The sequence below is a fragment of the Metabacillus rhizosphaerae genome (assembly GCF_037201795.1).
GTDB lineage: Bacteria > Bacillota > Bacilli > Bacillales > Bacillaceae > Metabacillus > Metabacillus rhizosphaerae.
In genome coordinates this window covers 1686352-1700058 of record NZ_CP147403.1, presented here as the reverse complement: position 1 = coordinate 1700058, position 13707 = coordinate 1686352, and the positions used below count along the sequence as shown (strand labels likewise).

16 protein-coding genes are annotated in these 13707 nt (G+C 33.6%); 7 read left to right on the top strand and 9 right to left on the bottom strand.

Translation table 11 applies throughout. From position 1 onward, the window contains the following. The first annotated feature begins 180 nt into the window (after window positions 1-180). From WCV66_RS08165 to mnhG, 7 genes are read left to right on the top strand one after another with little or no spacing between them, the layout of a single operon-like run. Window positions 181-2586, top strand: coding sequence for a Na+/H+ antiporter subunit A (locus WCV66_RS08165; protein WP_338788587.1), 2406 nt, complete (start codon window positions 181-183; stop codon window positions 2584-2586). A gap of 11 nt (window positions 2587-2597) precedes the next feature. Next, window positions 2598-3020: a Na(+)/H(+) antiporter subunit B gene (locus WCV66_RS08160; RefSeq protein ID WP_338789417.1), complete on the top strand. Its 423-nt coding sequence runs from the start codon at window positions 2598-2600 to the stop codon at window positions 3018-3020. After that, a complete protein-coding gene (locus tag WCV66_RS08155) occupies window positions 3020-3361 on the top strand; it encodes a Na(+)/H(+) antiporter subunit C (RefSeq protein WP_066330308.1) in 342 nt (113 codons plus the stop codon). The genes WCV66_RS08160 and WCV66_RS08155 overlap by 1 nt, the downstream gene beginning before the upstream one ends. After that, window positions 3354-4835, top strand: coding sequence for a Na+/H+ antiporter subunit D (locus WCV66_RS08150; RefSeq protein WP_066330309.1), 1482 nt, complete (start codon window positions 3354-3356; stop codon window positions 4833-4835). Before WCV66_RS08155 ends, WCV66_RS08150 begins: the two co-directional genes overlap by 8 nt. 5 nt (window positions 4836-4840) lie before the next feature. Next, window positions 4841-5317: a Na+/H+ antiporter subunit E gene (locus tag WCV66_RS08145; RefSeq protein ID WP_066330310.1), complete on the top strand. Its 477-nt coding sequence runs from the start codon at window positions 4841-4843 to the stop codon at window positions 5315-5317. Then, window positions 5317-5601 (top strand): Na(+)/H(+) antiporter subunit F1, encoded by a 285-nt coding sequence (locus WCV66_RS08140; protein ID WP_066330311.1) that lies wholly within the window; start codon window positions 5317-5319, stop codon window positions 5599-5601. The genes WCV66_RS08145 and WCV66_RS08140 overlap by 1 nt, the downstream gene beginning before the upstream one ends. Next, entirely contained in the window at window positions 5585-5941 is a 357-nt protein-coding gene (gene mnhG / locus WCV66_RS08135; protein ID WP_066330312.1) for a monovalent cation/H(+) antiporter subunit G, read from the top strand. The genes WCV66_RS08140 and mnhG overlap by 17 nt, the downstream gene beginning before the upstream one ends. A gap of 60 nt (window positions 5942-6001) precedes the next feature. On the opposite strand, the gene WCV66_RS08130 is transcribed toward mnhG, so the two are convergent. The 9 genes from WCV66_RS08130 to WCV66_RS08090 form a co-directional block, all read right to left on the bottom strand. Continuing rightward, a complete protein-coding gene (locus WCV66_RS08130) occupies window positions 6002-6394 on the bottom strand; it encodes a hotdog fold thioesterase (RefSeq protein ID WP_413789634.1) in 393 nt (130 codons plus the stop codon). A gap of 446 nt (window positions 6395-6840) precedes the next feature. Further along, a complete protein-coding gene (locus WCV66_RS08125; RefSeq protein WP_338788585.1) occupies window positions 6841-7851 on the bottom strand; it encodes an HAAS signaling domain-containing protein in 1011 nt (336 codons plus the stop codon). Next, a complete protein-coding gene (locus WCV66_RS08120) occupies window positions 7838-8185 on the bottom strand; it encodes a PadR family transcriptional regulator (protein WP_338788584.1) in 348 nt (115 codons plus the stop codon). Before WCV66_RS08120 ends, WCV66_RS08125 begins: the two co-directional genes overlap by 14 nt. Before the next feature lie 290 nt (window positions 8186-8475). Next, window positions 8476-9126, bottom strand: a complete 651-nt coding sequence (locus WCV66_RS08115) for a response regulator transcription factor (protein WP_066330316.1) — start codon at window positions 9124-9126, stop codon at window positions 8476-8478. A 117-nt stretch (window positions 9127-9243) separates the two neighbouring features. Beyond that, entirely contained in the window at window positions 9244-11541 is a 2298-nt protein-coding gene (locus tag WCV66_RS08110; RefSeq protein ID WP_338788583.1) for a histidine kinase, read from the bottom strand. Between the two features lie 22 nt (window positions 11542-11563). Continuing rightward, complete coding sequence (comX, locus tag WCV66_RS08105) at window positions 11564-11722, bottom strand: competence pheromone ComX (RefSeq protein WP_338788582.1); 159 nt, start codon at window positions 11720-11722, stop codon at window positions 11564-11566. 15 nt (window positions 11723-11737) lie between these two features. Beyond that, window positions 11738-12661, bottom strand: coding sequence for a polyprenyl synthetase family protein (locus WCV66_RS08100; protein WP_338788581.1), 924 nt, complete (start codon window positions 12659-12661; stop codon window positions 11738-11740). A 166-nt stretch (window positions 12662-12827) separates the two neighbouring features. Continuing rightward, window positions 12828-12968 carry a degradation enzyme regulation protein DegQ gene (degQ, locus tag WCV66_RS08095; RefSeq protein ID WP_066330318.1) on the bottom strand — a complete coding sequence of 47 codons (141 nt, stop codon included), beginning with the start codon at window positions 12966-12968 and terminating at the stop codon, window positions 12828-12830. Between the two features lie 370 nt (window positions 12969-13338). Continuing rightward, window positions 13339-13563: a hypothetical protein gene (locus WCV66_RS08090; RefSeq protein WP_066330319.1), complete on the bottom strand. Its 225-nt coding sequence runs from the start codon at window positions 13561-13563 to the stop codon at window positions 13339-13341. Window positions 13564-13707: the final 144 nt, after the last annotated feature.

Genomic DNA, 13707 nt, shown 5'->3' with positions numbered 1-13707 from the left:
ATAATAAATCAGAAAAAGTAACACCAATTTTGTGTAAGCTCACTTGGGCCAATCTAATTTAAACTGATGCTGTTGCATAACCCAAATTTCCCGTCATTTTGCCGGGATGCAGTATTACGTCCCAATCGTTTTGTATGACAACTATTATTATTATTGCCCATTTTGTAAGGAGGTTAAAAGATGACATTACTACATGTGGCAATTTTATCACCTTTTATTTTTGCCATACTTGTTCCCTTTCTGTATAAACGTTTTCGTAACATTCATACAGGTTGGTTTGTTTTAGTTTTACCAATTCTGCTTTTTGTTTACTTTGTTCAATTCATTGATACGACAATGAACGGTGATACAATAAGCAATACGGCCAATTGGATTCCGTCTCTTGGCATTAACTTTACTGCATACATAGATGGTTTAGGATTACTATTTGCCTTACTCATCACTGGAATTGGTGCACTTGTAATTCTTTATTCGATTTATTATTTATCAAAAGAAAAAGAACAACTAAATACTTTTTATGTTTATTTGTTATTGTTTATGGGTGCTATGCTAGGTGTCGTATTATCGGATAACTTAATTGTCCTTTATACGTTTTGGGAATTTACATCACTTTCATCATTTCTTTTAATTGGTTATTGGTATAAACGTGAGAAATCGCGCTATGGAGCACAAAAATCAATGTTGATTACGATCTTTGGCGGACTGCTTATGCTCGGAGGATTTATCATGTTGTACATCATGACAAACTCCTTTAGCATAAGGGAAATTATTGAACAAGTTCCTGAGATTGCTCAGCATGACTTATTCGTTCCCGCATTAGTTCTTATCCTCTTTGGTGCATTTACGAAATCTGCTCAATTTCCATTTTATATTTGGTTACCAGATGCCATGGAGGCACCTACACCTGTAAGTGCTTATTTACACTCAGCAACAATGGTTAAGGCAGGGATTTATTTAGTTGCCAGATTTAGCCCAGTATTTTCAGGTGAGCCTGAATGGTTTTGGATTGTATCATCCTTTGGTATCTTTACAATGTTCTGGGGTTCCTTTAATGCTGTAAAACAAACAGATTTAAAAGGGATTTTGGCATTCTCAACAGTCAGTCAATTAGGAATGATTATGTCAATGTTGGGTGTTGGGTCAGCTGCCCTTGCACTTGATGCAATCGATGATAGCTATTATACAGTTGCAACACTTGCAGCAGTCTTCCATTTAATCAACCATGCTACTTTTAAAGGAAGCTTATTTATGGTCGTGGGAATCATTGATCACGAAACAGGTACTCGTGATATCCGAAAACTTGGTGGACTTATGAGCTTCATGCCGATTACCTTTACGATTTCAATCATTGGGGCCTTCTCAATGGCAGGGTTACCACCTTTTAACGGCTTTCTAAGTAAAGAAATGTTCTTTACAAGTATGATACGCGTACTTGAAATGGATGTTTTCAACTTAGAAACACTTGGAATTTTGTTCCCTATTATTGCTTGGATCGGAAGTATCTTCACGTTTATTTACAGCATGGTTCTAGTATTTAAAACATTTACAGGAAAATATCAGCCTGAAAAACTTGAGAAAAAGCCACATGAGGCACCAATCGGTATGCTTATTTCACCGATTATCCTAGCGTCACTTGTGATTATTTTCTTTTTCTTCCCTAACTTGCTAGCTTACACAATTATTGAACCAGCAATGGCTTCAATATTGCCGAGTCTACTAGGAGATGAGAATCATTTCCATGTTCACATCAGTCAATGGCATGGTCCTAATTTAGAGCTTTACATGACAATTGGTGTAATTCTGTTAGGAACACTTGGCTACTACTTACTAAGAAAATGGCGAGGTATTTATCGTATCGTACCTGAAAAACTAACGTTAAATAAAGGCTATGATGCAGCCTTGTATCAACTTGATAAATCGTCATTTAAACTAACAAGGTTCTACATGACAGGTTTTATCCGTGATTATTTAGCATATATCTTCACATTCTTTATCGTTATCTTAGGGACTGCACTAGTTGTTAAGGATGGATTTTCATTTTCATTAGCTGGAACAGCACCAATTGGAATTTATGAAGCAGTTCTTGCAGTTGTTATGGTGATAGGGACCATTACGGTCTTGTTTTCTAAATCACGTTTAACAGCAATCATCGCGCTTGGTTCAGTAGGTTATTCCTTATCGCTCTTTTTCGTACTATTTCGAGCACCTGATCTAGCACTTACACAATTATGTGTCGAAACCGTCTCTGTTGCTCTGTTTTTACTTTGTTTTTACCATTTACCTGAGTTTAAAAGGAAGGAAAAAAAGCTTCACTTTAAATTAACTAATTTGCTTATTTCGTTAGGTGTCGGAACAATCGTTACACTAATTGCATTATCAGCTAACAGCCAACGGGTTTCAGATACAATCTCTAAGTATTTCATTGAGAACAGCTACACGTTAGCAGGTGGTAAAAATATGGTCAATGTAATCCTTGTAGATTTTAGAGGATTTGATACCTTGTTTGAAATAACAGTGCTCGGAATTGCCTCATTAGGAATTTACGGCATGATTCGTCTGCATGTCAAAAAGGAGGAAGAAGGGTGAAAAAAACGAACATTAAAACAAACGATCTCATTTTTCAAACCGTAACAAAGGTTGTCGTGTTCATCATTATTATTTATTCGTTACACCTCTTCTTTTCGGGACACTATACCCCTGGTGGAGGCTTCATTGGCGGATTAATGTCCGCTTCAGCTATTGTACTTTTACTATTAGCATTTGATATAAAAACCGTTGTGAATACTTTGCCAATTGACTATATTAAAATGACGGCAACTGGCTTACTTATTGCTTTATTAACTGGGATTGGCTCATTTTTCTTTGATGTTCCATTTTTAACACATACATTTAGCTATGTAGATCTCCCAGTCCTTGGAAAAACATCATTAGCAACAGCCGTCCTATTTGACCTCGGTGTTTATCTCGTTGTTATTGGTGTCACAATGACCATTATCCAAACGATTGGAGAGACGGAATAATGGAAGTATTAATGTCTATTGTTGTTGGAATTTTGTTTAGTGCTGCCGTATATTTAATGTTGTCTAAAAGCTTATTACGCATCATTATTGGCACTGGTTTGCTGAGCCATGGTGCACATCTATTAATATTAACAATGGGTGGACTAAAACAAGGGGCTGCTCCACTGCTTGGTGAGCATGCTCAAAGTTATGTTGATCCACTTCCACAGGCTCTTATTTTAACGGCAATTGTTATTAGTTTCGGGGTTACATCGTTTTTCCTCGTTCTAGCGTATCGCTCCTATCAGGAGCTTGGAACAGATGATATGGATCAACTAAGGGGAAATGATCAATATGAGTAACTTAATAATCTTACCAATCGTCATACCGTTATTAACTGGGATTATCTTAATCTTTTTCAACAAAAACATTAAGATCCAGAAGTGGCTTAGTCTTATTGCCTCACTAGCTGGAGTCGTTGTTGCTGGTTCCATTGTTCAAACTGTTCACATAAACGGAATCCAGACGTTAGAGATAGGGAACTGGAAGCCACCCTACGGCATTGTATTTGTGGCAGATATGTATTCTAGCTTATTAGTGCTAACAACAAGTATTATTGCTTTTACATCATTGTTGTTTGCTTTTTCATCAATAAGTGCCGAAAGAGAAAAGTATTACTTTTATTCAGGTGTACAATTTCTTATTTTAGGTGTATCTGGCGCTTTTCTTACTGGTGACATTTTTAACCTGTTTGTTTTCTTCGAGGTTATGCTTATGTCATCCTATCTGTTAATTGTTCTAGGAAGTACGAAAATACAACTACGTGAATCAATCAAATACATCCTTGTCAATGTTATTTCTTCCGCGCTTTTCGTTATTGCTGTTGCATACCTTTATGCAGTAACTGGTACGTTAAACATGGCTGATTTAAGTGTGAGAATAGCTGAAATGGGACAATCGGGATTACTAACCGTTATCTCGATCTTATTTTTAATTGTATTTGGTCTTAAGGGAGCGCTTTTCCCACTTTATTTTTGGTTACCTGGTTCATACCAAGCACCACCGTCAGTCGTTACTGCTCTATTTGGGGCATTGTTAACTAAAGTAGGAATTTACTCGATTACACGCGTTTACACACTTATTTTTTATCACGATCCTTCTTTTACACATCAAATTTTAGCTTGGTTATCAGCTTTGACGATCATCTTTGGTGTCATCGGAGCTATTGCCTACTGGGATATTAAGAAAATTGTTATCTACAATATTATCACTGCAGTCGGAGTAATTCTGTTTGGAATAGCGGCTAACACACCAGAAGCTGTTGAAGGTTCTGTCTACTATTTAGTCCATGATATGATCATTAAAGGGGCATTGTTTTTCTTAGTTGGAGCAATTATCGCTGTAACTGGTACAAGTAATTTACGAAAGTTTAGTGGGCTGATCGCAAGTCACCCATTTCTAGGTTGGATGTTCTTTATTGCAGCATTGTCTTTAGCAGGAATTCCTCCGTTTAGCGGTTTCGTAGGAAAACTAAAAATCGTCCAAGGTGGATTTGAAGCAGGCGAATACACAATTGCATTTATCGTGCTGCTATCGAGCTTACTTGTACTATATTCGGTTATGAAAATCTTTATAAATGGCTTTTGGGGTGAACCGAAAGAAGAGATAATTACTCGGAAAGGATCGACAAAAGGTCTCCTATTACCAATTGTTATCCTAATTACTTTAACTGTTGCATATGGCTTTGGGGTAGAATGGCTTTCACCTTATATTTCTCAAGCTGCCGATACTTTGCTTGATCCAACACTCTATATACAAGCCGTATTGAAGGAGTAGTGAATATGGCATTTCAAATCTTACTTAACTTTTTTCTAGCGTTTATATGGATGTTTCTATCTAATGATTATTCATCGTTGGCATTTTTTAAAGGTTATTTTTTTGGCGGGCTCATAATGTTTGCACTTAGAAGGTTCTTTGATCATCGCTTCTATTTAATTAACGTGATTGCTGTCATCAAGCTTTTCTTCATTTTTTGTAGTGAGCTTATAAAAGCAAATATTGCGGTACTAAAAGTAATATTATCTCCAAGACTTTCGATGCGACCAGGCATTTTTGCATTAGAAACTGAACTTGAAAAGGATTGGGAAATCACAATTCTCTCTAATTTAATTACCTTAACGCCAGGTACTCTCGTATTAGAAGTATCTGAAGACAATAAAACACTTTATATCCATGCAATGGATATTGATGATGTTGAGCAAGCACGACTAGATATTAAGAATACATTTGAAAAAGCTATCAAGGAGGTAAGCCGTTAATGTTTAAAATTGTCATAGGCCTCTCATTGCTCATTGTTGCGATTTCAACCTTGCTATTTGTATATCGCCTTGTAAAGGGGCCTTCTACACCTGACAGAGTTATTGCACTTGATGCAATCGGAATAAACTTAATTGCAATAACGGCGATCATCTCTATTGCTATTAATTCCAATGCTTTTGTTGAGATTATTCTATTACTAGGAATTCTAGCCTTCATTGGAACGGTTGCCTTTTCTAAATGGCTGGAGAAAGGAGAAATCATCGAAAATGATAGAGATCAGTAAATTCATTGTAGGTTTTCTCATTCTCCTTGGTGCATTATTTAGTTTAATTGCAGCAATTGGTGTTGTAAGGTTACCTGATACATATACTCGTAACCATGCTGCATCTAAGAGTGCGACCTTAGGGGTTATAAGTATTCTTTTAGGATTATTTATGTATTATTTACTTATTGATCATCATGCTAATGCACGAATCCTTTTAGGTATCATATTCGTGTTTTTAACCTCTCCTGTTGCTGGTCATCTCATTATGAGAGCAGCATATAATAGTGGAGTTCCTTTATGGGAAAAAAGTGTTCAAGATGATTTAAAAAAGGCCAGAAAAGTTGAAAAAAGTAGGTGAGCGCTTTGCTCATCTACTTTTTTCTTACTAGTATTTAGTAAAAGGAAATCAGACTTTGAGTTAATTCTTCTTTTTTAACACCGCCATTGTACAACGTGATATACAAATTAGTTCATTCTCTTCATCAACAATTTTAATCTCCCATACCATGGTTGTTTTTCCGCGATGCACAGGTTTAGCATGGGCAGTTACAGTTCCCGATTTTTTCCCGCGGATATGATTGGCGTTTATCTCCAAACCAACACATGTTTCTATCTCATGATCAACCAAATAGTATGCACCTATACTTGCAGCAGTTTCTGCTAATGCAACAGATGCCCCTCCATGCAATAACCCAAATGGCTGATGTGTCCGATGGTCCACAGGCATTGTCGCGACTACACCATCATTTGAAACTGATGTAACAGTAATACCTAAAGCCTCCATTAATGTATTTTTCACATTATAATCCATTTTATATCCCCTCATATCTTTCAAAATGAAATGATTTTTTATGTAGAACACATGGCGAGTATAGCATAAATAGACATATTAACGTTTAAACAATATCTTATCTTCTTAAGACCGCTACGGCGAAAACAAAATATACACATAAGAATAATAAAGTAGGTAAAACAGCCATAATGTCCATTATAACCTCCCATCAACTGTAAACGCTTTCTATATCGACAAGGATATAAATAACATCTTAAAGGATGAACATCATGGCTATGTTGAGACTATGTTTAGTTTTTGTAAATTAGTATAGTAAAATTAGATACTATTGAGAGATCATTTGTAACAAATCCTTACTTTCTTATCCTCTATTAAAACAGACGCTATCATGTTATTAGATAGCGCATCTTGATTTCAAAAGAAATGAAATGATATTTAATCATAATATCTAAGTTTCAGGGGATTCATTTTGTATCCCCTTTATGAATATTTGCTTTTCGAAAGCCCTGGTATGAGTCTATTGCTGCAAATAAAACGAATGTAAAAACAGCTACCCAAAAAATCCATTCTTTCACTTCATTTGTAGTAGTAAATAGGTCGTTCATATAAACAATGAATGATACTTTAAATAAATCGGGATTGCTAAAGATGGTAATAAATACAACTGAAGATACGAAATGGAAGACGGTGTTAAGAAATGCTACTTTTTTTGTCCATTGTCCTGTTATCCATTTATAAATGCTTGAACCAAGTTCCAATCCAATAACAAGTACCACTAGTGGCCAATAAGAATGCAATATCGCTTGATTAAATGTTGGAGTTATAAACTCTAGACCTTCTTGACCTTTTTCATACACACCAATGAGATTAGCTGCGTTAAAATAAATAGTTGCCCAGGTTGCTGTCCAAAGTAAGCCGCCAAAAACTTCAAACTTCGAAATAGCCTTTTCCATAGGGACATATGAAATATTCTTCAAGTCTTCTGGTGACCATTCTTTAAAACTAGATGTTAATGGAATTTGTTTTTTTGCATGATCTGTTCTTTCTAAAATTGAAAATAGCAATGTGAGCCAGAAAAAGACCTGAATAGCTGTACTCAAAATTCTCCAAATTCCTTCTCCGATTATGGAGAGAATAACATTTAATACCGCATTATCACTAGAATATGAGACTATATTATCAGCTATTAACGATATAAACGAAATTGCTAAAGCAATTGGCAAAATCATTTTCAATAAACTTATATATATATCATAATAACGCGGTCCAATTAGATGCATCGGTCGATCCCGGTAACCACTTGCAAGTATGGCAGGATTTCCAAGTTTTGAAAGGGCAGACTTAACATCTTGTTCCGTAAAATTATCTGGCAGCATATCCTCAATTGTTGAATGAAGCTCAAGTGCAATGTCCTCACGACCTTTTTCTGGGAGCCTCCGAGTTACTTCATGAATATAAAGCTCAATCAGATTCATTATTTTCCTCTCCTTTTAATAAAATGGAAAGCTCTTTGGACGTTTTTTCCCATTCTTTCTTCAATTGCTGAAAAATTTCAATACCATATTCGCTTAACACATAATATCGACGCGGCCTGCTTTCAGTTGTATCCCAACTACTTGTTACTAACTCCTGTTTTTCCAAGCGGCGTAGCAAAGGATACAACGTGCTCTGTTCAATCGAAATTCCACATTTCTCTAATAATTGGACAAGCGAATATCCATATTGTGGTGTACGCAACTGACTTAAGACAGCTAATGTCAATGTCCCTCTTCGCAACTCCGTCGTTAGTGTATTTAGTAAATTACTCATTCATCCACCTCTTCTGTTTCATACTATGCGTCATACACTATATTTTATACTATGCATCATACACTATTATAGTTCCAATAACAATTATCAATTTGTATTATTATTTAATTTTCACTGTTAATTTACTAACTAATCTAAGAAAAGAACGTAAAATTAGGCATTAATATACGTTTTAAATACTAATCGTAATTTCTATTTTATTTTCGCAAAAGAAAAAACCACCTGAGAATTCAAGTGGTTTCCTTCCAACATATTATAAGAAGTCGTCATAGTATCAACTTCTAAGCTTGTTATTCAATAATTCCTTCTGCCTTTGCAATTAAAACTGCCTCAGTACGTGTACTTACATTTAATTTATTAAAAATTGACGTCAGGCTATATTCAATTGATCTTTTACTTAAGTGAAGATTGTCAGCAATTTCCTGATTGGTTAAACCTTTTTCAACTTCTTGTAAAATCGCCTTTTCACGGTCATTAAAAACATTATTAATTGAATGTGTCTCCACAACCTTTGATTGTTTATGAAAAAGCATCTTCTTGAAATATTGGTATGGTACAATAATATCACCGTTTATTGAATGGCGTATAAATGATAACAGTCTTTCCTTAGACTCAGTCTTACTAATCGCACCATGGATGCCAATAGCAATGGCCTCCTCGAAATAATCCGCCACATCATATCCAGTGTAAAGAATAACTTTACATGAATGTTCCATATTTAAGATTGTTTTTGAAAGCTGTATCCCATTTATTTCCCCCAGGTTTAAATCCATAAGAATAGCATCAAATGGGGTAAAATCAATTTTTTCAAAAGCTTCCTCCGTATAAGGAGGATTTAAACAAGTTACTTGAACCCCTGGTTCTGCTTCAAGAATAGCTTTTGTACCTTCTCTTACTGCCGGATGATCATCGATGACTAAAATATTAACCTTTTCCTTCATTTTCTTCACCCTTTAAAAAGTCCTTAAAGATCTTCAATAGATTAATGGTCAATAGTTGGGTTTAAATGCCCATTAATAATGGGCTAAAAAGACTTGGCAATTGCCAAGTCCCATTCACTATATCTCAACATCTATTTTCAATCCATTGCCTTTTGAAGTTTCGATATTGATTGAGCCCTTTAAAGCTTTCACACGCTCACTTATTCCGGATAACCCCATACTTTCAGTTTTATCATACATATGATTATACTCAAAGCCTAATCCATTGTCTTCATAATGAAGTACAATTTTTTCCTTTATACATACAAGAATAATCAATACATGTGATGCTTTTGAGTGTTTATTTGCATTAGTTAATAATTCTTGAACAATGCGATAAAGATTTAGCTGAGTATCAATATCAAGGTTCAATGTAAAGTTGCCTGTATTTAACCGTATATCAAAATCAACAATCTCCTCGTATTGCATAACAAGCTTGTTTAGAGCCTTAACTAACCCTAAATCATATAACAATTGCGGGCGCAACTCTTGACAAGTTTCCCGTGTTGTTTTGATAATTTTTGTCATGTTGGTATTCATATCATGAAGTTTATTTATTAAATCAGTTGATTCAACATCTACTTCAGATAATGCAAGTTCACACTGTCTTTTTAAAGAAACTAAGTCCTGCAGAACTGAATCATGCAAATCCTTCGCAAGGTTTGAACGTTGCTTTTCTTCTATCGAAAACAACAGTTTTGTAAGCCATGCTGGGTTTTGCCCCTCTGTTTCAACCTTTTGAAGATGCTGCATTAACTCATCTATTTTCAAGAAGTTTTCTAAGGAAACATTTGTGTAGAACGATAGAGTTTTTAGCCAAGAGATTTCATCTCGAGTTAAAATTGGTGTATTTAAGATAGATGTACATAACAAAACATAACTTCTGTCATCTGTTTCACCAATATTTATCACAAAACCTTTATTTACTTCAATTATTTTCCCAATTTCATTCGATACGGCTTTGATTTCAGAAACATATGGACCATAGTCAGATTCTTTTGCATGTGGATCAACTGAGGTAATATTCTTTTGTTTATCGATTTCAATAAAAAATGCCTTACTAACTAGTAAAACATCAACAATCACCTGTTTTAGTTCAGAAACAACCTGATCTAAATTACTAGCCTTCCGAATACTTTGTGTGTATTTAAAGATACTATCTTGATAATTATATTTTTCAGAGAATCTTTTAAGGCGAAAACGGAAGTCAAAGATTTCTTTTACGTAAAATACAAGTATAAAAGATAAGTAAACAACTATCGAGAGTTTAATCTGATAAAAGTCAGGGTTACTTTCTTTTAAATTCAGCATAAGTCCGACAATTACTAAGGAAGGAATTATTGCTAATAATGAGTAATACCGGAGTCTTCCTAATAAAAATTCAATATCGTATATTTTAGTAGCTAAAAATTGGTAAACTAAGGAAAATGGTATCAATAATAAAAATGCAGCTAAAAATGTCGGTGAAAATACATATTTTTGAAATATTACATAAGGTAAAACATAAAATAGTAAAAAAGGTGTAAATGCTAGAACATTCGTCACTATTAGAATCTTAACTATATATGCTTGTTCTGAATATCTAATATTTTTTAGTCCTGTAAATTTCAAGACAAAAGTTAATACCAGCATTATAAAGAATGAACTCAAGTTTATTATTTTATTAATTTGAAAGTTAAACAACAATATTTTTTGAGTTATTTCTACAAATAAATTAACAATTACAAGTAAATAACCAAATTTAATAAAGCTAAAGTTAAATAACTTTTTACCAAGTTCATCAAAGTATTGATATAAGAAATGAAGATAACTTACTGGAACTAAGATAAACAAACATAAATTAATATACCTACTTATATCGTCTCCTCTTGAAGAACCAGTAGCACTAATATAAGCCATAGCTATTATTAAAAGAAATAAATTTAACAAATTAGCAGATTTAAGATTAACCCTTTTATTTGATTTATAGATAAAAAAACTACAAAACAAACACAAAGTAAGTACAGTAAAAGGGATTATTATAATAAATAAGCTTTGTGTACTTAATAATGAAGTATAAACTTTATATTCTTTAATAATGCCATCTCTACTTATTTTAAATGATTCAACTTGTTCTAGAACACCACGATCTTTTATAGGCTTATGTTCAAGCGGAACGTCACCGTTAACCTCAATAAGAACATCACCAATTTTTAGACCTACCTCATCAGACCAAGATTTTGGTTCTATGTTTGTTACTTTTATCTGAGAATTTTGACTTACTTCTAATAGAGCTCCTACATATGGGTACTTTATATTTAAAAATGTAATATATAATGATATGACAATGCTTAATATGACAATTACTTGGTAAGTCCTATTGAAGTTAATACGCATTAATAACACCTTTCAAAAATTATTAAATCCAATAAGCATTCAATAACTTCCCAGTTTCAAGAATACCCTCAATAACTCCTAAAACATCATCCAAATCCACACCTAATAAACTAGCTTGTCCATTTACAACCTTCTCTAATACGTCTGGATTTTCAATTAAAAAGTTTACGATTTCTTGCATGATTAGCTCTCCTTATTAGTTGGTTTTCTTATTTATGATCAAATGAGATTTTATATTCTCAATATGATATGAATCTATTTTTAATTCTTCTATTATTCTTGTTGCACGATTTATGGCAATTTGCTTAATAACATTTAAGTATTGAGCAACTCCAGAATCTATAAGTTTTTGCTTATAGTTTACAATATTGCCAAATTCCTCATTAAAATCCTTACCACTTGCAAAAAAACGCAACACATCAAGGGCATGTTCATTATAGCCTTTTTGTAAATAGATCATTGCTAGTGATCTTTTTTGTGTTGATATATCATTTTTCAGGGGATTGAATAAATCTCTGAAATCGTTATCAGACTGTGCGGCAATGCCAATTTGATACGAATATTCTTCAACTTCGGGAAAATCCGCATTGGCTAGCAGCATACCACTTACTGATGCTAATGCAATAAGAGAGCCAGATTTACGCTTCATCACATTTAAACATTCATCTTCTGTGCTTATCAAGTTTTGCAAATCATCGTGTTGACCCTCCATTGCTTGAATGGAGTATTTAAAAAAAGCATGTAGAATTTGATGTTTAAACGGAGAGGATAGTGTTAAAACAGCTTGTTGACTTATTGTGTAAAGCGTTGTTGCAGCGTTTAAAGCAATAGAAGGATCTATTTGCATCCAAGGCTCCTTCACATTATCTAAGTCTTCAAGATCATCAAATATGTCAAATGATAAAATTAGAAGTTCGATTGCTGCTGCAAGTTGAAGAATTTCTAGGTCTTTTCCACTAAATGCTTCATGATGAACAATGGCTAATTGACCAAAATTCAAAATTTTTTTCCCATTTACTAAGGACAGTAATAATTTTTGTAGCTCTGTATTCTTGGTTTGTATGGCAATTGTCTGCATCATTTGCTTTTTCAAAGATTGAATGACTACTTCTTCTATCACAATCCCCCCTCTGGCTTTATCTTACTATACATCTGGGATTTTGAGTAGTAAAAATAGTATAAAATACCTCCTACCTCATTCCATTTTTACCTATTTATTTAATAAATGTCAATATATAACACAAAAAAAACTTGGCACACTGCCAAGTTTTTAATGGATTACTTAATTAAGAGACGTTTAAAAATGCATATTTATCATACTTATCTATACTTTTATTTATACTGTGTAGTGATTCCTTTGTTTCCTTTATCTCTTGTTCCAATTTTAGTAACAATTTCGTCATTTCTTCAATTTTTTGCTGATCCATCGTTTCACGCTCCTTATATGTTGGTAAGCGAATGCGCATGGCCAACGTACATACACAAAATCATTTGCTTTCTCTACTTAAAATTCTAATCTAAATGAGTATTATTTTCACCGAAAATAATACGTAATACTCAAATGCGCGATACCGCAACATAAACGCAATAGTCCAAAATATATATTTTAAATACATCTTTATACCTGATTTACTTTGTATTTATATGTCTTACTGTTTTCTACTTTAATTTCCCTTTAGATTATACGATTACTTTTAGGAATAAAGTGGGGTATATACGCAAATTTATGTAAAAAAAACAAATGGTTGACTACATTAGCTTTCAATTGGAAAGCAAGTAAGTCAACCATTTACCTTATTATACAGTTAAAATATTATGTTCAAATATATTCTGCGCTCTTAGAATTGCTAATTCAATTAATTCCGCTTTTCTTTCATTTGGTCCCTGATACTCTAAGGTGTAGTCTTCAATTCCAGTTTTTGAAAACAAGCATTCCATCTTTACTTTGCAATTGTCTTTTATAACCGAAAAAACCGCAACCATCTTATCATCCAACACAAAAAACGTTGGTTGCCCTCCCATAGAGATAAAGACCTCCTTTTATTGCTCTTTTACATAAAAAAGAACAATTGAGTAGTATGTTGAGTACATTACTACTTTCGACAGAAGGGGTTTATTTCCTTTTTTATCTTTAGAATTTTTAAAATTTCTCAAAATAATAAACCT

Coding starts and splice junctions, on each gene's coding strand:
- WCV66_RS08165 (WP_338788587.1), top strand. CDS start 181: ATGACATTACTACATGTGGCAATTTTATCACCTTTTATTTTTGCCATA.
- WCV66_RS08155 (WP_066330308.1), top strand. CDS start 3,020: ATGGAAGTATTAATGTCTATTGTTGTTGGAATTTTGTTTAGTGCTGCC.
- WCV66_RS08150 (WP_066330309.1), top strand. CDS start 3,354: ATGAGTAACTTAATAATCTTACCAATCGTCATACCGTTATTAACTGGG.
- WCV66_RS08145 (WP_066330310.1), top strand. CDS start 4,841: ATGGCATTTCAAATCTTACTTAACTTTTTTCTAGCGTTTATATGGATG.
- WCV66_RS08140 (WP_066330311.1), top strand. CDS start 5,317: ATGTTTAAAATTGTCATAGGCCTCTCATTGCTCATTGTTGCGATTTCA.
- mnhG (WP_066330312.1), top strand. CDS start 5,585: ATGATAGAGATCAGTAAATTCATTGTAGGTTTTCTCATTCTCCTTGGT.
- WCV66_RS08130 (WP_413789634.1), bottom strand. CDS start 6,394: ATGGATTATAATGTGAAAAATACATTAATGGAGGCTTTAGGTATTACT.
- WCV66_RS08125 (WP_338788585.1), bottom strand. CDS start 7,851: ATGAATCTGATTGAGCTTTATATTCATGAAGTAACTCGGAGGCTCCCA.
- WCV66_RS08120 (WP_338788584.1), bottom strand. CDS start 8,185: ATGAGTAATTTACTAAATACACTAACGACGGAGTTGCGAAGAGGGACA.
- WCV66_RS08115 (WP_066330316.1), bottom strand. CDS start 9,126: ATGAAGGAAAAGGTTAATATTTTAGTCATCGATGATCATCCGGCAGTA.
- WCV66_RS08110 (WP_338788583.1), bottom strand. CDS start 11,541: ATGCGTATTAACTTCAATAGGACTTACCAAGTAATTGTCATATTAAGC.
- comX (WP_338788582.1), bottom strand. CDS start 11,722: ATGCAAGAAATCGTAAACTTTTTAATTGAAAATCCAGACGTATTAGAG.
- degQ (WP_066330318.1), bottom strand. CDS start 12,968: ATGGATCAGCAAAAAATTGAAGAAATGACGAAATTGTTACTAAAATTG.
- WCV66_RS08090 (WP_066330319.1), bottom strand. CDS start 13,563: ATGGGAGGGCAACCAACGTTTTTTGTGTTGGATGATAAGATGGTTGCG.